Genomic DNA, 20,181 nt, shown 5'->3' on the forward strand with positions numbered 1-20,181 from the left:
CCCGGCACACAACCCGCCTGCCGCCCGCCGTATCCGCCGGAGCCTCTGGCGCCGGCCCCCGGCCGTTCCGCGGTCCCGGCCCGGCTTCCCACCGCGGACGAGGCCGTGACCCACACCCTCCTCAACTGTCTGCTCCGCGAGGTCTCCGGTCCCGAGCACGAGACCGCCGTCATCGACGGCCATCTGCTGCTGCGTCTGCCACGGCTCGGGGTGCTGCTGAGGGTGGCCCTGCGCCGCACGTCCCTCGTCGGAGCGCACCGCTTCACCGGCCCGGTCGCCGAACAGACCGGCAGCGGCTGGTTCGAGCTCGGCTGGCGCCGCCTCGCCGAGTACGCCCATGCCGAGCTCTCGCTGCGTACCGGCGCGCGCAACGACGAATTCCTGGCCCAGGTCGACGCGAGCCACCAGGGAGTCGGCGCCGCCCTGGCCGTACCGCGTCCGCGGCTGGACGGGAGCCCGCTGTCGGCCTATCTGGTATCCGAACAGTCCCTCACCCTCGGCCACCGCTTCCACCCCACCCCCAAAGCCCGCAGCGGCGATCCCGCCCTCTGGTCCGCGTACGCCCCCGAGGCCGCGGCAGCCTTCCCGCTCCGGCTGCTCGCCGTGCGGGAGGAGCTGGTCGTCCAGGAGTGGGCCGAGCCCGGCGCGACCGACCCGCTGGACCGGCTGCACGCGGTCCCCGCGGGCTACCGGCTGCTGCCCGCGCACCCCTGGCAGTACGAACTGCTCCACGAACACCCGTCGTTGCGGGCGGCCCTGGCCCGGGGCGACGTACTCGACCTGGGCACCGGCCGGACCCTGTTCGCCGCGACCGCGTCCGTCCGCACGCTCTACGACGGCGACACCTTCCTGAAGTTCAGCCTCAATGTGCGCATCACCAACTGCGTGCGCAAGAACGCCAGTTACGAGCTGTCGGGTGCCGTCGCGCTCACCAGCCTGCTGGGACCGGTCCTCGCCGACCTGGCCGCCCGCTTCCCCGGCAGCGGCATCCTCCGCGAACCCGCCTATCGCAGCCTCGCGCTCCCCGGCCCGGGCGGGCGACCCGATCTCGCACTCCTCGAAGGCTTCGGCGTCATCGTCCGCGAGGGCCTCGCCAGCCATCTGCGGCCCGGCACCACCCCGCTCCTCGCCGCCGCCGTCGCCGACGAATACCCCACGGGCCCAGCCCACATCTCCCGGCTGCTGGCCGGCTCGGACCCCGCGAGCGCCCTGAGCTGGTGGCGGACATACCTCGCGCTGCTCGTCCCGCCCGTCCTCGCCGCCTACTTCGACCACGGCCTGGTCCTCGAACCGCATCTCCAGAACGTCGTCGTCTGCGTCGACGCCGACGGCAGACCCGCCCGCGTCCTGTTCCGGGACCTGGAGGGCACCAAGCTCATCGCCGGACACCACGCCGAGGGGCTGGCCGGGCTGCCGCCGGAGGTCGCGGGTCCGCTGACGTACGACGCCGAACGCGGCTGGGACCGGGTCGTCTACTGCCTCGTCGTGAACCATGTGTCCGACATGCTCGCCGCGCTCGCCGATCTCCACCCGGAGACCGAGGCGGCGCTGTGGTCCCTTGTCCGGCGGGCGCTCGAGGAGTACGCGGACGAGCACGGCTGCCCGCCCCGGCTCGCCGCCCTGCTGGCCGGAGCGCCGCTGCCGGCCAAGGCCAACCTGCTCACCCGCTGGGAGCGCACGGCCGACCGTGACGCCGGCTATGTGCGCCTGCCCTCCCCCTTCAGCGACGACGCGCTTCCCCGGGACGTGCTCTCCGGGGCGACCCGCACCGATGATGTCTGGAGCGCCCGATGACCGTCCTCACACCGCCGGTGCGCGAGCGTGCCCTGTCGCTCCCGGCCCCGTCCCTGCCCGCCTATCTGTACGACCTCGGTGCGCTGCGCAGGCACGCCGCGTCCGTCCGCTCGGTGCTGCCCGACCGCGTCGAGCTGTACTACGCCGCCAAGGCCAACCCGGAACCGGAGATCCTGGCCGCCCTCGCCCCGTACGTGGACGGCTACGAGGTCTCGTCGGGCGGCGAACTCGCCCACGTCGCAAAGATCGTCCCGGAGCGTCCGCTGGCCTTCGGCGGCCCCGGCAAAACGCCCGCCGAGATCACCGCGGCGCTTGACCTCGGCGTGGAGCGCTTCCACGTCGAGAGCCTCCACGAGCTCAGGATGCTGGCGGATCTGGCCCTGCTGCGGGCCTGTGCCGCGCCCGTCGGCGTACTGCTGCGCTTCAACCTTCCGCTGGCCGGCGCATCACTTCAGGCCAGTGCCCTGTCCATGGGCGGCCGCCCGACGCCGTTCGGCCTCGACCCCACCCAGGCGGACGCCGCCGTCCGTCTCCTGACCGACGGTACCTACCCGCACCTTCAACTCCTCGGCATCCACGCCCACCTGGCCAGCGGACTCGACGCCCCTCGCCAGCTCGCCGCCGCCGAGTCCATCGTGACCTGGGCGGCGAGCCTCGCCGCCCGCCACACCATCGAGCTGCCCGAGGTGAACGTCGGCGGCGGCATGACCGTCGACTACGCCGCCCCCGAAGCCCGCTTCGACTGGCCCGCCTTCGGCGCCGGCCTCGCCCGCATCACCGCCGCTCACCCCGGTCTGACACTGCGCATCGAGCCGGGCCGCTCGCTGACCGCCTACTGCGGCTGGTACGCCACCGAGGTCCTGGACGTGAAGCCCAGCCACGGCGAGGAGTTCGCCGTCGTCCGCGGCGGCACGCACCATCTGCGCACCCCGGCGACCAAGGGCCACGACCAGCCCTGCGTGGTCCTTCCGGTCGACCACTGGCCGCACGCGTGGCCGCGGCCCGTGGCCCGTCAGCATCTGGTCACCCTGGCGGGCCAGCTGTGCACACCCAAGGACGTCCTGGCCCGCCGGGTCCCGGCGGCGGGTCTACGGGCGGGGGACCGTGTGGTGTTCGCGCTGGCCGGGGCGTACGCGTGGAACATCTCCCACCACGACTTCCTGATGCACCCCCGTCCCGGCTTCCACTTCCTGGGCGCCCGACGGTGAAGACCGGGCCCCACTCCCGTTGCCTTGGGACGCGTAGGTAGCGCTCTCGGGGGCGGCCGCGGCGCGATGATCGCGGTCCTGCATGCTGGCCGGGTGACCCTGCTCTCCGGCTTCCTGCCCATCTGGGCGATCACCGCCGTCGGTTGGGCGGCGGGCAGGTTCAATGTGCTCGGCGGTCAGGCGCAGAGCGTGCTGGGGCGGTTCGCCTTCGCGTTCGCCATGCCCGCGCTGCTGTTCCTCACGCTGTCCAGGTCACGGGTGTCGAAGCTGGCCAGTCCCGGTGTCGCCGTGTTCGCGGCCAGCCTCGTCATCGTGTTCGCGGTGGGACTGCTGCTGGGGCGGTGGGTCTTCCGCCGCCGTCGGGCCGACCGGGCGATAGGCGCCATGGCCGGGGCGTACGTCAACTCCGCCAATCTGGGTATCCCCATCGCCGTTCATGTCCTCGACGACGCCTCGTTCATGATCGCGGCCGCGCTGTTCCAGACGCTGTTCATCACGCCCCTGATCCTGGTTCTCATAGATCTGGACGTACGGCGCGGAGCGCGCGACCGCTGGGGCCGGATCCTGATGCTGCCGCTGCGCAACCCCATCATCGCGGCGTCCGCCGCCGGGGTGACGGTCGCGGCCGCGGGCTGGCGGCTGCCCGCCGAGCTGACCGCTCCGGTCCAGATGCTCGGCGGTGCGGCCGTGCCCGCTGCGCTCTTCGCCCTCGGTATGTCGCTGAACGCGCGGGCGGAGCGTCCCGACGCCGCGGGCCGCGCGGAGCGCCGGGTGCTGGTGGCCCTCAAGATCGCAGTCCAGCCGCTGCTCGCCTACGCGCTCGCACGCTGGGGCTTCGGTCTCGGCGGGCACGAACTTTTCGCCGTGGTGCTCTGCGCCGGCCTGCCGACGGCGCAGAACGCCTTCATCTTCGCCTCCGAATACCGGCTGAACACGGATCTGGCCAGGGACACCGTCCTGCAGTCCACGCTGCTGTCGATGGGCTCACTCTCGCTCATCACCTGGTTGCTGGCCTGACCCCTGCCGGTCAGACCGGCGAGGCTTCTCCGGACATCGCCGCGGCCATCCGCAGATGGGGCGCGGCGTCCTCGGGCCGCCCCTGACGCTCCAGCGTGCGGCCGAGCATGAGGCGCGCGTAGTACTCCACGGGGCTGAGCTCCAGGACGGCGCGCAGCTCCGCCTCGGCCAGGCGCAGCCGCGCCGAGTGGTAGTAGGCGCGGGCGAGCAGCAGCCGCGGCGCGATCTGCTCCGGCGCCTCCGCGACCAGCCCGCCGAGAATGCGGGCGGCGGTGACGTACTCCTTGGCGTCGAAGAACAGCTGCGCCCGGTCCCACCGCTCGGCGGGGGTGCCGAACTCGTAGTACGTCTCGTTCACTGGGTACCTCCGAGGGTGCCCCGGCCTTTGGGCCGGGGAGGGATCGGGCCCCTGCGGGGCAGGGGAAGCCGAATCGCGGTCAGGGTGATTCGTCGTCTGTAACGGGAGTGCCGCGCTCGGCCTCGAGGCGGTGCAGGATTTCGGAGTTGAGGGATCGCCGGGCGGACTTTGCTTGAGTGGTGAGCCATGCGTGGAGGTCGGCGGGGAGTCTGAGGGTGATGCGTACTTCGTGATCCATGCGGCCCATCGTAGTAGTAGGTTGGTGGCATGACGACACTACAGATGGCCGAGGATGCTGGGCATGCCCGGTACACCTACAGGCTTCGTGTGTCGTCCACCGCGCTTGCCGCGCTGGAGGTTGAGTGGGCGCGGTGCCGGTGGATCTGGAACGAGTGCTGCGCCCGGTCGAGGAAGGCGCACGCCGGGGACGAGGAGTGCGGCCCGGCCCGGCTGGACAAGATGCTGACCGAAGCCCGGGCTGCGAACGTGTGGCTGCGGGAGGGCAGTTCGGTCGCGCAGCAGCAGATCATCCGGGACTTCGCCAGGTCCCGCGCCAAAGCTTTGAAGGACATGAGGGCGCGGCTGCCGATTCGTCAGCGGGCGGGGATGCCGAAGTACAAGAAGAAGCGTGAGGCAGAGCCGTCGCTGAACTACACGCAGCGTGGCTTCCGGTTGCAGGACGGTCGCCTGCACCTGGCTGGGGGCATCGTCCTGGCCGTGGTGTGGTCGCGGGATCTGCCTAAACCTCCGTCCAGCGTGCGCGTGTACCGCGACGGCATTGGGCATTGGTATTGCTCGTTCGTTGTCCCCGCCACGACTGAGGCCCTGCCTGCCACGGGCCGTGTGATTGGTGTGGACTGGGGGGTGAGGGAGACCGCCACCACCACGTCCGACATGCACGACCTGCCCCATGCGGGGCATGGGAAGAGAGCCCAGGCGAAGCTGGCCCGGTACGACCGGATGATGGCCCGGCGCAGGCCGAAGAAGGGGCAGCCCGGATCGAAGGGCTACCGTGAGGCCAGGCGGCTGCGGGCCAAGCTGTGCCGGAAGGTCGCCCGGCAGCGGCAGGACACCGCCCGCAAGTGGGCCAAGTACGTGGTCCGCGACCATGACGCCCTCGCCGTCGAGGACTTCCGGCCGAAGTTCCTCGCCAAATCGACCATGGCCAACAAGGCCGCCGACGCCGCGATCGGTGCCGTCAAAGCGGCCCTGATCGAAATGGGCCGCAGGCACGGACGTGCCGTGCACCTGGTACATCCCGCGCACACCACGATGGACTGCGCGCAGTGCGGAGCGAGAACCAAGCACGCACTACCTCTTTCCGAACGAACCTATGCCTGCACCGCGTGCGGAGCCGTATCCCCCAGGGATAAGAACTCCGCCCGCGTGATGCTCGTCCGGGCTGGTCTCAACCCGGCTGGTGCTGATCGTGTAAGAGCTGGCGGACCGCGGGTCCGCAGCCAACGTGAGCCAGGAATCCCCTCCCTTAGGGAGGGGAGGAGTCAAGTGCTCTCCTCCTCGGAATCTCCCCGGTCCGCTGCTTGCACGCAGCTCAACACCGAAGGATGGTTGAACATTCCACTATCAGGTGGGCGTGGGGACTGACGGCTCGCGCCCCAACAGGAATAGGTTGAGCCCCATGAGCAATCTCGATCGTCAGGCCGCCCTCTCCGTCTGCGGCGGTCGTGGCTTTGTCGTCGCCGAGCCCGTCCGTGAACTCCTCAGCCCCCGCCGGGTCCAGCTCGGCGAGTCCACCGTGGTCCGCCGGCTCCTGCCCAACCTGGGCCGCCGGATGGTCGGCGCCTGGGCCTTCGTCGACCACTACGGGCCCGACGACATCGCCGACGAGCCCGGCATGCAGGTCCCGCCCCACCCGCACATGGGCCTCCAGACCGTCAGCTGGCTTCACGACGGGGAGGTGCTGCACCGCGACAGCACCGGCAGCCTCGCCACCATCCGGCCGCGCGAACTCGGCCTGATGACCTCGGGCCGCGCGATCAGCCACTCCGAGGAGAGCCCCAAGCCGCACGCCCGCTTCCTGCACGGAGCCCAGCTCTGGGTCGCGCTGCCCGACGGGCAGCGGAACGTCGAGCCGCACTTCCAGCACCACACCGACCTGCCGACGGTCACCTCACCCGGCCTGAGCGCCACGGTCATCCTCGGCGAACTGGCGGGCGCCGCCTCGCCCGGCACCACGTACACCCCGCTCGTCGGCGCCGACCTGGCGCTCACGCGCGGCGCCGAACTGAACCTGCCGCTGGACCCCGACTTCGAGTACGCGGTACTCGCCATGTCGGGCGAGGCTCATGTAGACGGCGTGCCGGTACTGCCAGGCTCGATGCTCTACCTGGGCTGCGGCCGCACCGAACTCCCGCTGCGCGCCGAATCCGACGCTGGTCTGATGCTCCTCGGCGGCGAGCCGTTCGAGGAGGAGATCGTCATGTGGTGGAATTTCGTGGGCCGTTCGCACGAGGAGATCGAGCAGGCCCGCTCGGACTGGATGACCGGCTCCCGCTTCGGCGAGGTGAAGGGCTACGACGGCGCTCCACTGCCGGCTCCCGAACTCCCGCCGGTGGCGCTGAAACCGCGGGGAAGAGTGCGCTGAGCTGCGGAAATTGTGCCCCGCTGCTAGTCGCCAACAAGTGCCCTCGTGGTCCTCCTGGGCTCCATCCGACTCAGGATTCACGCGTCTCGTCGGTGGTGCTCGGTGAGCGCCCCTCCGGCCGTGAACAGCGCGCGGTGGCCGTCATCGGGCTGGCGCTGGTCATGGTGGTGTCCTCGCTGTACGAGAGCAGCGAGGAGATCAGCCGCAGCGCGCCCTCAGGTCTCCTGCTGGCACTGTGCGTGCCGACACTCGCGGCCGGACTGCTCCTGTACGCGGCCGCGGAACGGCGAGCGCGCCGGCGTCACCGGCAGCCGACCACCGGAGTGGCCTACGCGGTGGCGGTCGGTCTGCTGTACGGGGTCAGCTCGCTCGCCATCAAGGGCATCTCCGGGCACCTGAGCACCTCGGACCTCCAAGGCTCCGTGCCGGCCTTGCTCGCCTCCCCCTACCCGTACCTTCTGCTGTTCACCGGGATCAGCGGACTGGTGCTGTCCCAGACCGCCCTGCAGCGCTGCCGCGCGTCGCTGATCGTCCCGGTCTGCTCGACGGTGACCTGCGTGTTCACCATCGTCAGCGGCGCGATCGCGTTCGACGAGCCATTGCCCGAGGACCCGCTGCGGCTGCTGCTGCGCCTCGGCGGCACCGCGTTGGCCCTGACGGTCCTGCTCACCATGCCGCGGCACGACGCGGCCACCCCCACTTCCGAGGGAACCCTGCCATGAAGCCTGACAACCCGCTGCTGAAGATTCTCGCCTGCCCGCTCGACAAGGGTCCGCTGATCCTCGACGAGACCGGGGGCGCTCTCTACAACCCGCGCCTGCACCGCCGCTATCCGATCGTCGACGGCATCCCGCAACTGCTCCCTTCCTCCGGCGAGCCCGTCGTCGAGCAGGAACGCGACGCACTACCGGCCGGACTGCCCGACTCCGCCTGAACGCAGAAGTGAGCGTCTGTACCCACCTGCACGATTGACCGTCATGCGCTCCGAAGCGATCCCATGCTCCGGCACATCTATGCGTCGATCATCCTCGAAGCGGGTGAGTCCGTGGTCACGCTGGCGCGCTGGCTCGGCCACCCGAGCCCGACGATCACGCTGGACCAGTCTCCTGCCGGAGTCTGGGCAGCATCCCGCAACGGGGCCGCGAGGACACCGGTCGCGGATTCGGGCCGGCTCTCCCGTAGTTCGGCAAGGGCTTTGGAGAAGCCGTCCAGGCTCGTGACCAGTGACGGGACGCAGTCACCGCGGGAGCGAGCGGCGTTGCGTTGGCGCGATGGGGAGTTGAGCGCGCGCGGTGATCGAGATGGCGCGCCCGGCTGCCCGAGAGCCCAAGGGGTCGGACCCGCTCGCTCATCGCGGGTGTCCGGGGGCGCCCCGGACACGTCCGCCGCCGTCGGGGCCCGCCGCCCCGGCCGCCGACGCAGAAGGCCGTCCTGCGGCGATGCCGGACGTCATCAGCGCCTCATCTGGGGTGACTCGCGGTAGCCCTGCCAAATGGTGACTGTCAAGAGGTGTGACGCTCACGAATGTTTAACGAATCGCTGACTTTTGCGACGCCGTGGTGTCACAGTGACTGAAGAGGCTGGAGTTACTGACCAGTTGGACCAATGTTGAGGGCTGAAGTCGGGAGGAACCGTGACGCGGCGAAACGCAGCACCGTACGCACTCGCCGCGCTGTGCACCCTGCTGCTCGCGGTCCTCGCGCATTGCCAGGCACCCGTATTCGCCGCAGCGGGAGAGGAGTCGAGCGCCGGAGGGACTACCCAAGTCGCCGACCTCTCACCCGAGGTACCAGGCGAATCCGACCCGACCGACGAACCCGGCTTACGCGGCTCACCCGCCAACTCGTCCCGGGACGATCCGGATCCCCAGGACAAGCCACCCCCCTCAGGCAACGGCGGCCGGCCCAACAGCCCGCCGACCGCCCAGTCTCCGCCCACAGGCGATCGCCCCTCATCGGCCCCCACGGGTGACGGCGGCTTTGCCGCCTCCCCGGTGCACGGGGCACCACTTCTCGGTCCAACCGAACAGTGCCCTGCACCGCGGCCCGCCGTGCTGCAGGTGTTCCGCCTCTGATCGATGCGTCGAATCCCGCACGGCCCCCACCACGTACCTGCGATCCGATCCGACATGACGGCTCACCACCGCGCGCCCAGGCGCGCTGGAGGAACACCCCCATGCACATGCTCATGAAGAATGCCCGCGCCTTCCGGCAGCGGGCCGCCGCCCAGGCCGAGGAGTTCGGCCGCCTCGCGGACGGTCAGTCCCCACAAGCGATGTTCATCACCTGCTCCGATTCGCGGGTGATCCCATCGCTGATCACCGGAGCCCGCCCCGGTGAACTCTTCGAACTCCGCACAGCGGGCAGCATCCTCCCCGAACACGACCCCGACCGGCACTCGAGCGAAGCGGCCACCATCGAGTACGCCGTAGAAGTGCTGGGCGTCGCCGACATCGTCGTCTGCGGCCACTCCCACTGCGGTGCCGTCGGCGCGATGGTGCGCCGCGAAGACCTCTCCGCCGTCCCCGCGGTTCGCGGCTGGCTCGAGAGTGCGTCACCGCCGCCCCACTTTGCGGACACTTCGTCCCCCGCCATCGCCCAGGCCGTCCAGCACCATGTGCTGCGCCAGCTCCGGAGGTTGGGCGACTACCCCTGCGTCGCCCGCCGGGCCGCGGATGGACGGCTGAGGCTGCACGGATGGTTCTACGAGATAGACACCGGCGCCGTGCTCGTCCACGGGTCGCACGACGACGCGTTCCTCCCGCTGTGAGCGCCGCCGACACCCGCGAACGCGGGAACCGCGGGCGCCACCGGCGGGCCGCGTCGCAGCGCGTGGAGCGACCGTCAGCCTCGACGCTGCGAGCCGATCTCACCGCGTCCGTCGTCGTCTTCCTCGTCGCCCTGCCTCTGTGCGTGGGCGTGGCCGTAGCCTCCGGCGTCCCGGCGGAACTCGGCCTGGTCACCGGCATCGTCGGGGGGCTCGTCACCGGGCTGCTCCCCGGAAGCAGCCTCCAGGTCAGCGGACCCGCCGCGGGGCTTACGGTCCTCGTCCTCGAAGCCGTCAACGAATTCGGACTCGGGGCCCTGGGCGTCTTCGTCCTCACGGCGGGCGTTCTCCAGCTGGGCATGGGCGCATTGCGGCTGGGCCGCTGGTTCCGCGCCATCTCCATCGCCGTGGTGGAAGGGATGCTGGCCGGTATCGGTCTCGTGCTGATCGCCGGTCAGTTCTACGCCATGGCCGACGCGAAGGCGCCAGGCTCGGGCCCGGCAAACCTGATGGGCATGCCCGAGCTGCTCATCCGCACGGCCCGCTCGCCGGAAGCGTTGACCGCCTTCGGTCTCGGCGCGGTCACCGTGGTGCTGATGGCACTGTGGAAACATCTGCCGCCGAAGGTCCGAGTGGTCCCCGCACCGCTGGCCGCCGTCGCTCTGACCACGTCCGTCGTCGCGCTGTTCGGACTGTCCGTGAAGCGGGTCGATGTGCAGGGACTGCTGGGCGCGATCCGGCCACCGTCCTTCGACGACCTCGGCAGCATCACAAATGCCGGAGTGGTCGGGGCGATCGGCACGGTCGCCGCCATCACGCTCATCGCCTCGGCGGAAAGTCTGTTCAGCGCCGCCGCCGTCGACCGGCTGCACAGCGGACCCGGTACCGACTACGACAAGGAGCTGATGGCGCAGGGGGCGGGCAACGCTTTGTGCGGAGCCCTCGGGGCGCTGCCGATGACCGCCGTCATCGTGCGCAGCTCGGCCAACGTGCAGGCGGGTGCCCGAACCAAGGCGTCACGGGTGCTGCACGGCGTGTGGCTGCTGCTCTTCGCGGCGCTCGTACCGGCCGCGCTCGGCCTCATACCGGTCGCCGCGCTCGCCGGCATCCTGGTCTACTCCGGCTGGAAGCTCATCCCGCTGAAGGAACTCGGGCCGCTGTGGCGCGAGCACCGCGGGGAGGCGCTGATCCTGATGGCGACCGCGGTCGCCATCATCGCCACCAGCATGTTCGAGGGCGTGCTGGCGGGGCTGCTGCTCGCTGTCGCCAAGACGGCCTGGGAGACGTCGCACGTCCACGTGCAGGTGGACGAAGGCGCCGAGCGGAACGGACCCCTGCGCGTGGTCCTCTCCGGCAACGCGACCTTCCTCCGGCTGCCCCGCATCCTCGACACCCTCGAAGGACTGCCGAAGGACCGGCACATCGAGCTCGACCTTCTCGATCTGCGGCATGTCGATCACGCGTGCAGCACGGCCCTCACCAATTGGGCCGACCGGCACAACAAGGAGAAGGGAGTGGCGCGTGTGCTGATGCCGTCGGCCTGAAGAGCCTCCGCCTACCGATTGGGCCGTACGGCGTCCTGACAAGGGTCGCCGTGCGGCCGGGGGCAAGTCCCTCGCCTCCACCGGCAGTCGGTGACCGGATGATGCTCGCACGGACGCCGAAGACAAGCGCGAGCTGGTACGCCGAGGCAGATCGCACCGGCCGACGACCACCCCATCCAGCCGTAGCCCGTCTGAAACGGCGAGGGTGCCCCGATGAAGACCGGGGCACCCTTGGCTGATATGGCGGGGTGCTGGAGCTTGCGAGGGTCCCGGTCCTTCACATCCGCCTTGGCGCCACTCCACGCCCACGGCGACTTGACGGCCGTCGAGCATGCGGGTGCTCACACCGCGGTGCTTCTCGATGTGTGCGCTCCGTGGGAACCTCCAGGTCGCGCGTTCGCGCGAGGAGATCGAGCGGGCCCGCTCGGACTGGATGACCGGCTCCCGCTTCGGCGAGGTGAAGGGCTACGACGGCGGTCCGCTGGCTGCTCCCGAACTGCCGCCGGTGGCGCTGAAACCGCGGGGACGGGTGCGCTGATCCGGCTGGTCGGATCAGCGCGACGCAGTTCCCCGTCCGCCGTCGGGCAGGCGTCGCGAGATCGGGTGAATGTCTGGAATTTCCCGGTTCCGGTGGACCGTCGCGTGCCAGACTTGCGTAGGGGGGAAGCGGCAACCGGAGGCGCGGGGCGTCGCGTCTGATTCCCGAACTGCCGCGCGCAATGTGCGTGTGCTGGGGAGGACCGTCGAAACATCAGCCGTGGCCCGGCTGCTCCGTGAGACGGCATCAGGGCGTGGCGGTGCGCTGTTCATCATAGGAGAGCCGGGGGTGGGACGGACCACCCTGCTCCGCAGGCTCCTCACCCTCGACGCCACCTTCCGATCGGTGTACTTCGCGGGCACTGCCGCCGAATCAGGGCTGCCCTACGCGGGCCTGCACCAGGTCGTCCAGGCGCACCGCTGCTCTGTGCCGCAGCTCCCTGCCCCCCAGCGCGATCTGCTCGGCCACCTCTTGGCCACCGGGCACCACCGGCCCGGGGACACCGCTCTGGCGGTCGGCGCCGCGGCCCTCGGTCTTCTCGGCGCCGCGGCCGCCCGGCGTCCTCTGCTGCTCGCGATCGACGATGCGCATCTGCTGGACGCCCCGTCCATGAAGGTGCTGCTCTTCGTCGCCCGGCGCATCGCGGGCGAGCCGATCGCCATGCTCCTCACCGCGGAACACCGCTGCTCCGCCGCCATGTCCGCAATCCGCCCGGCCGTCACCGGCGTACCGGAACTGCGGCTGGGACCGCTGGACCCGGCCGACGCGCGGACCCTGCTCCAGCAGGGCGCCCCGCATCCGCTGCGGCGTTACGTCGCCGAGCGGCTGCTCGCCGTCGCGGAGGGCAATCCGCTCGCACTCACCGAGCTGCCGCTCGCCCTCACGCCGGGCCAGTGCGCGGGAAACCTGCCCCTCGACGACCCGCTCACCCCCGGTGAGCGGCTGCGCGACGCCCATCTGCCCACACTGGCCCGGCTCCCTGACACCGCCCGCGCCGCCCTGCTCGTGCCCGCCGCGGCCGGCGACGGCCGCAGCGGCGACGTACAGCGTGCACTGGCGCTGCTCGGCCATGAGCCCGACGCGCTGGTGCCCGCCGAAGAGCACGGGATCCTCGAACTGCGCCGGGGGCGCCTGGCCTTCGCCGACCGGCGGCTGCGCCTGGTCGCGTACCACGACGCCTGTACATCGCGGCGGCGCGCCGTCCACCGGGCGCTCGCGCAGGTCCTGCACGGCACGGCTGCGGCACGCCACCTGGCCGCCGCGCACATCGCCCCGAGCCCGGCCGTGGCACAGGCCATTGAGGCGGCGGCGAGCGCGGCCGCGGAGGCGGACCCGGACGCATGCGCCGAACTGTACGAGCGCGCCGCGGGTTTCGCCGACGATGACGACGAGGCGGCCCGGCTGCTGGGCCTGGCGGCGGGCTGCCGGCAGCGGGCCGGAGCAGCGGAGCACGTACCGGTGCTGCTGGGAAAGGCGATGGCACTTGCGCGTGAGCCGGGTCTGCGCCGGGAACTGGGCGTCCTGCAGGCACGGCAGCGCGGTGCGACCGGGCATCCGCGGATCGCGCACCGGGTGCTGCGCGATGCGGCCGGGCGGCTGGCGGGCGAGCCCTCCCGGGCGGCCGAACTGCTGCTGGAGGCTTCCGATTCCGCGGTCCGCGCGGCGGACAGCCGTGCCGCACTCGGCAGCGCGTGGCAGGCGTACCGGCTCACCCGGCTGTGCGGCGGGGATCTGGCCGAGGCCGCGGCCGTGCATCTCGCGCAGGTCTTGGCCCTGCGGGGGGAACGTGCGCAGGCCGGCGAACTGCTGCTGGCGCAGATGGCGGGCGAGGCGGCGGGGACTCTGGTGGGGCGGGCGGAAGTGCTGGGCCGGCTGGAGGAGTACGAGGCGGCCTGCGTGCTCCTGGACCGTGTACTGGGGGAGCAGCAGTCCGGCACCGAGCGAAGGGCGTACGCGGTGCGGCGGGCGGCCGCCCTCGGCTGCCGGGCCTGGATCCGGCTGTGGACCGGGGACTGGCACGGCGCCCGCTCTGACGCGATGGAGGTGGTCGAGTGCGCGGAGCGGCAGGTGGAGAGCGCTTCGCTGGCCCAGGGGCTGGTCGCGGTGGGGTGGCTCGAGGCAGCGCAGGGCCGTGTCACGGAGTGCGGAGCTGTGCTGGCCCGTGCTGCCGGAGTGGCGCGGGCGCACGGCCTCGAACTCGTCATGGGCCAGGTCGCAGTGGCCGAGGGCCTGTTGGCGCTCGGTGCGGGCAAGTACGAGGAGGCGGTGGCCGGTTACGAGCGCGCGGGCGCCCTGGCGCGGAGTGCGGGAATCGAGGACCCGTCGGTGACCCCGTGGGCGGCGAACCTGATCGAGGCCTACGTACGCAGCGGGCGGATCGGGGAAGCGGTGCGCGAACACGCCCGCTTCGACGCCGAAATGCGGCGCTCGGGCCCCTCCTGGGCGCTTGCGGTGAGCGCCCGCTGCCGCGCCCTGCTGCTGGAGGCCGGCGGTCACGGCACGCCCGGTGCTGTCGAGGCGGCCTTCCACGAGGCCCTGGAATGGCATGCGCGTGGTGCGGTCGTCTTCGAGCGGGCGCGGACCGTGTTCTGCCACGGGCAGTGGCTGCGCCGTACGGGACGCACCCCGCAGGCGCGCGACGCCCTGGAGGAGGCGCTGTCGGCGTTCGGGGCGCTCGGCGCGGTCCCGTGGGAGGAGGCGGTCCGCAGCGAACTCCGCGCGGCGGGCGCCCGCACTGTACGGACGGCGTGCGGACAGCTCACCGAGCAGGAGAGCCGTATCGCCGCGCTGGTCGCGGGCGGCGCCACCAACAAGGAGACGGCGGCGGCGCTGTTCCTCAGCCCCAAGACGGTGGAGTTTCATCTCGGCAATGTCTACCGGAAGTTGGGGGTGCGGTCGCGCAGTGAACTGGCGCGGACGTATGACACGGTGGGCGGGGCGTGAGCCTAAGGCTCGTTTCTCACGGTCTCGTTGACACTGTAGGACTTCTTTCCTGTGGCCTTGATGTGCACCTTGGTCGGCCGTAGCAGTTCCTTGATGCGTTTCTCGGCGGGCCGCAGGTTCTTCTTCTTGTACACAGGGGTGACGATGTACACCACCCGCTGGCCCGCGACCTCCACGGCCTTCCTCACCGCGTTTTCGATGCCGCGCATCTCGGGCGTGTTCGCGCGCGCGTACAAGGTGACGAAGTTCCTCTTGTCGCTGTTGGAGCCACCGAGCTGGGCGCCGAGCAGGTGCGATCGGTGGAAGCCCTTGTTGCTCTCCCAGCCTGCGGGGTCGACCGAGGGATTGGTCCTGCCGCCGATCGAAGCTTTGGTCAGCGTCGCTTCGATCCCGGTGGCGCGGTCGGCATTGTCCAGTGCGCCGTAGTTGGGCTTTCCGGGAGGCGCGAGGGACGACTGCTTGGTCTTCTTCTTGACTTTCGGACTCAAGCTTCCTTCCACGCTCCACACGCCGTCGTCGTCCACCGGCTCCAGGGACTTGAGCCGGTACCGGATCCGGATGGCGAGGAGAACGGCTTTGAGGACCTTCTCGTCGAGGGCGGTTCCCTTCAGCTTGTTGACCGTCGTGACACCGAGCTCGACGGCAGCCTGAACATCGCGCCGCTTCTCCTCCGGCGTACGCCGGTCCGCCTTGCCGACGAGTTTGCCGAGGGCCTTCTTCCCGCCGGCCAGCAGCTTCTTGCCGTACGCGGCCGCCTTGGCGATCATCTTGGAGATGAAGCCCCGGACGGGCGCACCGACCTTCTCCAGCACGCTCTTGATCTTCGCCGGGATCGCGCCGAGCTTGAGCACCCGGGCGAGCAGGTCGATGGCGAGCGGGAGTGTCCGTGCGAGGGAGTCCTCGATCTTCGTGGCGACCTTCTGGGACACGCCGTTGCAGATCTCCTCGAGCGTGTCGAGGATGCTGTTGACGAATTCGGCCAGTGCGCGGGCCTTTTCCACCAGGAAGGTGACGAAGTCGTAGACGGCCATGACCGCCTTGACCAGGGCGCCGGCCGGAGTGATCAGGGACAGCAGCCAGGTGATGCCCGCCTTGAGGACGGTCTCGACGACAAAGCCCTTGATCATCTCGAAGGCCTGCTGCTTGAGGTCCCCGATCTTCTCCTTGATCTCCTCCCACAGGCCCCCGATGCCCTTGTCCCGGATCACTCCGATGATCTTGATGGCGCCGATCACCGTGTTCAGCACCGACTCGGGCATGTGCTTGAGGAGTTCGGAGCGGATGAAGGCCCAGCTGATCCCGAACAGCGACAGCACCATCTTGACGATGCCGCGCAGATCCCACTGCTCCGGCAGTTCCACCCCCGCTGCCGCCAGATTGCCGAACAGCCATTCCTGGAGGGCCGCCTTGAGGTGCTTGACGATGTTCGACAGGAACTGCGTCAGCCCGGCCTTGACCGATGCGCCCAGATTGCTGAGGAAGCGGATGGGATCCTTGATGATCCGTTCGGCCACACCCGCCGCCCGCTTCACCACGCCGACCAGCAGGTTCTTCAGATCGATGAGGATCTTGATCGCGCCGACCACGGCGTCGCGGGCCCGCTCCCACAGGCCCTTGTTGGACTCCTTCACCTCGGCCAGCGCCGCGTTCGTCGCCTCCTGCGCCTGCGCGTAGGACTCGGCGAGCTGGTCGACGATCGCGTCGGCCTTCTCGTCGATGGACGCTTCCAACTCGTCGAACTTCGCGGCGAATCCGGCAGCCGTCTCCTCCCCGAACCCCCGCATCGCGGGCTCGAGGCCCGCGACGAAATCGGCCATCCGGCGCCGGCCGTCCGCGGCCTTCTGCCGCGCGTCGTTGACGCGCTTCTCCACGACGGTGGCGACCTCGTCGACCACGCCCCGGATCTCGGCGGTGTAGACGGCCGAGTGCTTCGCATAGTCGGGCTCGCCGGAGAAGAAGTCCCACCAGCTCTTCTCGCACGCGGCGAGGAAACGCTTCCGGGCCTGCCCGGCCCTGTCGTCGAAGAGCGTGCGGACCGTGTCGTCCAGGCCCGCCAGCGCGGCCTCGACATTGCGTTTGGTCTCCTCGTAGATCCCGGTGAGCTGTGCCGTGATCTCCGCACGGCGCGCTTCAGTACGTGCCTGGGCGGCCTGTTTGCCGCCCGCCACCGATTTGCCGGTAGCGGCACGCACTCCGGCCATGGCGGCCATCGCCGTCTTGCCGGCTGCGGCCGCACGCTGCTCGGCTGCGGCCCGCTGCTCCGCCTCCTTGGCCCGGAAGGAGCCCGGCGCCGCGGCGGAGTCCTTCTCCGCGGCCTTCTTGGACTGCAGGGCGGCCGTGAACGCGGGTTCGTTGGCGCGCCGCAGGGTCTCGTCGGTGAGCCCCGCCTTGTCCATTTCTGTCGTCGTCCCGCTCGCATGCGCGGACAGGTCCACCGTCGCGACGGGCACCGGCGCCGGTACGGCGTCCGCCGCACGGGGCGGGGCCGGGACGGGCGGAGGGCGGTCGGGCGACAGGGGTACGGCGGGACGCTCGGGTACACGCGCCGGGTCCGGCGGGGCCGCCGCGGTCGCCCGCACCTCACTCGACGAGGCATTGGCGGCGGCGTTCACCTCGCCGGAGAGCTGGGGTGTGAGGGTGTCCGGGCGGGCCGGGTCCGCGAGTGCCTTGGCCTCGTCCGCGGTGGCCGGCTGCTGCTCCTTGATGCGTTTCTCGAACTTCGCGATGAACTCGGCCCGGCCGAAGGGCTTCGCCTGCGCCGAGGCGATCGCCGCCGCCTGGTCCTGCCCGGCGAACGCGGCACGCTCACCGGGTGGCGCCACGGCCGCGCGCTGGGCGGCCGTGGCCTCGGCGGCCGGAGCGGGGTGCCGGGTGAGGATCCGCTTGCCCGCGGTGACCTGGGCGGCGATCCGGCGCAACCCCGGTGCGGCGGCCTTCTTGCCGGCGCCGGGGCGCCCTGGGGTCTTGCCCTGGTCGTGGCCGGCCGGCGCCTGCGCGCCCCGGGCGGCCAGCGCGGCGGTGGCGGCGTTGCCGACGGCGGGCCTGGCGCGGCCTGGGCGTTTGGTGGGTGTGGCGGTGGTGGCCCCGCGCTCCTGCGCCGGAGCGGCTGCCGCCTGGGCCGGTCGTTTCCGTACTGCCTTGAGCTTGCCGGGTGGAGGCGGCGCCGGCCTGGCGCCCGCCTGTGTCACGGCGGGCGGTGGCGTGGAGGGGGTCCGCACGGGGGCGCTCATGGCAGCACGCAAGAGGTTGCTGCCGCCACTGACGCGGGGGATTCCCGTACGGGCACCGGGCCGAGCGCCAACTCCAGCTCGCCGGACCGTGGTAGCCGCGACTCCTGGCGGAACTGGCGCGCGATCGCCTCGGCGAGATGGTCCCGGCCGATGACCGCGCTTCCGCTCTCCGCCGCCAGTAGCGCGGCGCCCCGGGCGGCGGCCATGATGCCCGCACCGGTGAGATCGAGCCGCGCGAGCCCCTCCAGCGTCAACTGCGGGTCCAGCGGGGCGCTGTCGGGGAACGCCATCCGCCAGAGCCGGTACCGCTCCCGGTCGCCGGGCCGCGTGAAGTGCACCACGAACTGGAAGCGGCGGGTGAATGCCTCGTCCAGATTGCCCTGGAGGTTGGTGGTGAGGACGACCAACGCGGGGCTGCGCTCCAGGCGTTGCAGCAGATAGCCGACCTCGAGATTGGCGTATCGGTCGGTGCCGCGGCTGACCGCGCCGCGCTTGCCGAAGACGGCGTCGGCCTCGTCGAAGAGCAGCAGTGCGCCTGCGGCTTCCGCGTGGCTGAAGGCCTCATCGAGGTTCTTCTCGGTCTCGCCGACCCACTTGGATACGGTCTGCGCGAGATCGACCCTGATCAGGTCGACGCCGAGTGTGGCGGCGATCACCTCGGCGGCGAGGCTCTTGCCGGTGCCGGGCTCGCCCGTGAACAGGGCCTTGAGGCCGGGGCCGCCGTGCTGCCCGCCGAAACCCCACTCCTGGGAGACCTTGGGCCAGGCCCGGAACGCGGCGGCGAGTTCGCCGATCTGCTGTGCCTGTTCGGCGGGGAGTACGAGGTCCGAAGGGTCGCGGGAGGGAGTGCGGACATCGGCGAGGCGGCCCGGAGTTGCGGCCAGGACGCGGCGCACCGCCGTATCCAGCAGCATGCCGCCGGACTCGGCGAGCCGTACGGCTGACCGCAGTTGGGCGGGCGACAGCCGGAATCGGGCGGCGAGGTCGTCGAGGGCGCGGGGATCGGGGTCCGCCCCGGCGGTGGCGGTGCTCCAGAGGGTGCGGCGTTCCCGGTAGCCGGGTTCGTCCGTGGTTTCTTCCGCGTAGCAGCCCGAGGAGAGCAGATCGAGGGGGCGCCACGGGGTCTGCCCGGTGAGGACGACCGGGACGCCGGTCCGTGTCAGCACGTCGGCGGCCGCTGCCGTGGCCCATCGGGCGTCGGGGTCGTGGAAGCGGTCGACGGGCAGCCACAGTGCGGTACCGAGCGCGGCCGCCGCGGCCAGCGACCGGCCTGTGGCGGCCCGTACCTCGGCGGGGGTCCGGCACAGCTCCAGGTCAGGAGCGGCGCGCAGTGCGAGCCCCGCCTGCTCCGCCACGGCGTGTGCCGCGTCGAGTTGGCTGCCGTCCGGCAGCCCCCAGAGGGCTGCGATCCCGGCCGGGTGCGCCTGCAGATGGGCGGCCAGCCGCGCGGTGCGGCCACGGGTCGGCCCGTCCAGCAGCGCAGGGTGCGGTGCGGGTACCTGGCCGGGGTCGTACGCGAGGAGTGCGGGATCCCCGAGCCCGTGCAGGAGGAAGGCGGGCAGTTCGGCGCGGATGTGCAGCGGGCGCAGCAGATCGGCGCCAGAGGGTTCCGGTCCGCCGTATGTGTCCGGGTCGCCGTCCTGGATCAGCAGTCCGAAGCGGCGCAGCCGCCCGTACGGCCCCAGCGCCGGCAGCCGGTCGTACCGCTCGGTGGGGGAGGGTGCCAGGACCGTGAGGATCAACTCGGCTGTGGGGCGGCGCTGGTCGAGGTCGTCGAGGAGATACCCGAACAGCAGGGCGTGCTCGGCGGCCAGCGCCGGCGCCAGGCACAGCAGCAGCGCGTCGCACTCGAAAGGGTCGAGGTCCGCTGCGGACGCCAGCTCGTCGAGCGGCAGCGAAATGCCCTCTGCGGCCGCCTGGAAGCGGAGTTCGCGCTCGGCGTGGGTCTGTGCGGCGGGCGGGCCGCCGCTCCAGGGCGCCGGGTGCACCACGGCGGGATCGGTGGAGTCGAGGAGCAGTCCGGCCTGCTCGTCGGTGACGCAGTAGGGGGACAGCTCGGCCCCGGCGAGCAGGCCGGAGCGTTTCGCGCGGCGGGCCGCGGCCGCCCGCAGCGCGCGGTGGATCGCGCCGTAGCGAAGGGTCAAGTGGGCCGCGGCGGCGCCTGATCGGGTCGGCATG

At 71.3% G+C, this 20,181-nt stretch carries 13 protein-coding genes and 3 pseudogenes; 12 read left to right on the forward strand and 4 right to left on the reverse strand.

Annotated elements, in window-relative coordinates; all coding sequences use genetic code 11:
• Positions 1–45: 45 nt before the first annotated feature.
• From OG741_RS33945 to OG741_RS33955, 3 genes are all read left to right on the forward strand, one after another.
• Positions 46–1,794, forward strand: a complete 1,749-nt coding sequence (locus OG741_RS33945; RefSeq protein ID WP_405605918.1) for an IucA/IucC family protein — start codon at positions 46–48, stop codon at positions 1,792–1,794.
• Positions 1,791–3,002 carry a type III PLP-dependent enzyme gene (locus OG741_RS33950; RefSeq protein WP_405604056.1) on the forward strand — a complete coding sequence of 404 codons (1,212 nt, stop codon included), beginning with the start codon at positions 1,791–1,793 and terminating at the stop codon, positions 3,000–3,002. Before OG741_RS33945 ends, OG741_RS33950 begins: the two co-directional genes overlap by 4 nt.
• A gap of 93 nt (positions 3,003–3,095) precedes the next feature.
• On the forward strand, positions 3,096–4,019 hold the full coding sequence (locus OG741_RS33955) for an AEC family transporter (RefSeq protein ID WP_405604058.1): 924 nt from the start codon (positions 3,096–3,098) through the stop codon (positions 4,017–4,019).
• Positions 4,020–4,029: 10 nt separating this feature from the next.
• On the opposite strand, the gene OG741_RS33960 is transcribed toward OG741_RS33955, so the two are convergent.
• Complete coding sequence (locus OG741_RS33960; protein WP_405604060.1) at positions 4,030–4,377, reverse strand: tetratricopeptide repeat protein; 348 nt, start codon at positions 4,375–4,377, stop codon at positions 4,030–4,032.
• Positions 4,378–4,456: 79 nt separating this feature from the next.
• Positions 4,457–4,615 carry an Arc family DNA-binding protein gene (locus OG741_RS33965; RefSeq protein ID WP_405604062.1) on the reverse strand — a complete coding sequence of 53 codons (159 nt, stop codon included), beginning with the start codon at positions 4,613–4,615 and terminating at the stop codon, positions 4,457–4,459.
• Between the two features lie 29 nt (positions 4,616–4,644).
• Between OG741_RS33965 and OG741_RS33970 the strand changes: the two genes are divergently transcribed.
• The 9 genes and pseudogenes from OG741_RS33970 to OG741_RS34010 all read left to right on the forward strand — a co-directional run bounded on the left by OG741_RS33970 (position 4,645) and on the right by OG741_RS34010 (position 14,773).
• Entirely contained in the window at positions 4,645–5,982 is a 1,338-nt protein-coding gene (locus tag OG741_RS33970; protein ID WP_405604064.1) for an RNA-guided endonuclease InsQ/TnpB family protein, read from the forward strand.
• Between the two features lie 34 nt (positions 5,983–6,016).
• A complete protein-coding gene (locus tag OG741_RS33975) occupies positions 6,017–6,982 on the forward strand; it encodes a pirin family protein (RefSeq protein ID WP_405604066.1) in 966 nt (321 codons plus the stop codon).
• An 83-nt stretch (positions 6,983–7,065) separates the two neighbouring features.
• A pseudogene (locus OG741_RS33980) lies at positions 7,066–7,704 on the forward strand (hypothetical protein); the annotation flags it as partial.
• Positions 7,701–7,916 (forward strand): Trm112 family protein, encoded by a 216-nt coding sequence (locus OG741_RS33985; protein ID WP_266484053.1) that lies wholly within the window; start codon positions 7,701–7,703, stop codon positions 7,914–7,916. The pseudogene OG741_RS33980 and the gene OG741_RS33985, both read left to right, overlap by 4 nt.
• A 63-nt stretch (positions 7,917–7,979) precedes the next feature.
• Positions 7,980–8,465, forward strand: a pseudogene (locus OG741_RS33990) (hypothetical protein); the annotation flags it as partial.
• Positions 8,466–9,157: 692 nt separating this feature from the next.
• The gene (locus OG741_RS33995) at positions 9,158–9,751 is read left to right on the forward strand and encodes a carbonic anhydrase (RefSeq protein WP_266484055.1); all 594 of its coding nucleotides are present in this window, start codon (positions 9,158–9,160) and stop codon (positions 9,749–9,751) included.
• Positions 9,748–11,292 carry a SulP family inorganic anion transporter gene (locus tag OG741_RS34000; protein WP_405604068.1) on the forward strand — a complete coding sequence of 515 codons (1,545 nt, stop codon included), beginning with the start codon at positions 9,748–9,750 and terminating at the stop codon, positions 11,290–11,292. The genes OG741_RS33995 and OG741_RS34000 overlap by 4 nt, the downstream gene beginning before the upstream one ends.
• A 388-nt stretch (positions 11,293–11,680) precedes the next feature.
• Positions 11,681–11,830, forward strand: a pseudogene (locus tag OG741_RS34005) (pirin family protein); the annotation flags it as partial.
• A gap of 69 nt (positions 11,831–11,899) precedes the next feature.
• The gene (locus tag OG741_RS34010; protein ID WP_405604070.1) at positions 11,900–14,773 is read left to right on the forward strand and encodes a LuxR C-terminal-related transcriptional regulator; all 2,874 of its coding nucleotides are present in this window, start codon (positions 11,900–11,902) and stop codon (positions 14,771–14,773) included.
• Positions 14,774–14,775: 2 nt separating this feature from the next.
• Here the strand turns inward: OG741_RS34010 and OG741_RS34015 are convergent, their stop codons facing one another.
• Together OG741_RS34015 and OG741_RS34020 are read right to left on the reverse strand one after the other, a co-directional pair.
• Complete coding sequence (locus OG741_RS34015) at positions 14,776–18,003, reverse strand: DNA/RNA non-specific endonuclease (protein WP_405604072.1); 3,228 nt, start codon at positions 18,001–18,003, stop codon at positions 14,776–14,778.
• A complete protein-coding gene (locus OG741_RS34020; RefSeq protein ID WP_405604074.1) occupies positions 18,000–20,180 on the reverse strand; it encodes an ATP-binding protein in 2,181 nt (726 codons plus the stop codon). The genes OG741_RS34015 and OG741_RS34020 overlap by 4 nt, the downstream gene beginning before the upstream one ends.
• Position 20,181: the final 1 nt, after the last annotated feature.

The organism is Streptomyces sp. NBC_01410 (assembly GCF_045040195.1).
Lineage (GTDB): Bacteria > Actinomycetota > Actinomycetes > Streptomycetales > Streptomycetaceae > Streptomyces.

Coding starts and splice junctions, on each gene's coding strand:
- OG741_RS33950 (WP_405604056.1), top strand. CDS start 1,791: ATGACCGTCCTCACACCGCCGGTGCGCGAGCGTGCCCTGTCGCTCCCG.
- OG741_RS33965 (WP_405604062.1), bottom strand. CDS start 4,615: ATGGATCACGAAGTACGCATCACCCTCAGACTCCCCGCCGACCTCCAC.
- OG741_RS33970 (WP_405604064.1), top strand. CDS start 4,645: ATGACGACACTACAGATGGCCGAGGATGCTGGGCATGCCCGGTACACC.
- OG741_RS33975 (WP_405604066.1), top strand. CDS start 6,017: ATGAGCAATCTCGATCGTCAGGCCGCCCTCTCCGTCTGCGGCGGTCGT.
- OG741_RS33985 (WP_266484053.1), top strand. CDS start 7,701: ATGAAGCCTGACAACCCGCTGCTGAAGATTCTCGCCTGCCCGCTCGAC.
- OG741_RS33995 (WP_266484055.1), top strand. CDS start 9,158: ATGCACATGCTCATGAAGAATGCCCGCGCCTTCCGGCAGCGGGCCGCC.
- OG741_RS34010 (WP_405604070.1), top strand. CDS start 11,900: ATGTCTGGAATTTCCCGGTTCCGGTGGACCGTCGCGTGCCAGACTTGC.
- OG741_RS34015 (WP_405604072.1), bottom strand. CDS start 18,003: ATGAGCGCCCCCGTGCGGACCCCCTCCACGCCACCGCCCGCCGTGACA.
- OG741_RS34020 (WP_405604074.1), bottom strand. CDS start 20,180: ATGCCGACCCGATCAGGCGCCGCCGCGGCCCACTTGACCCTTCGCTAC.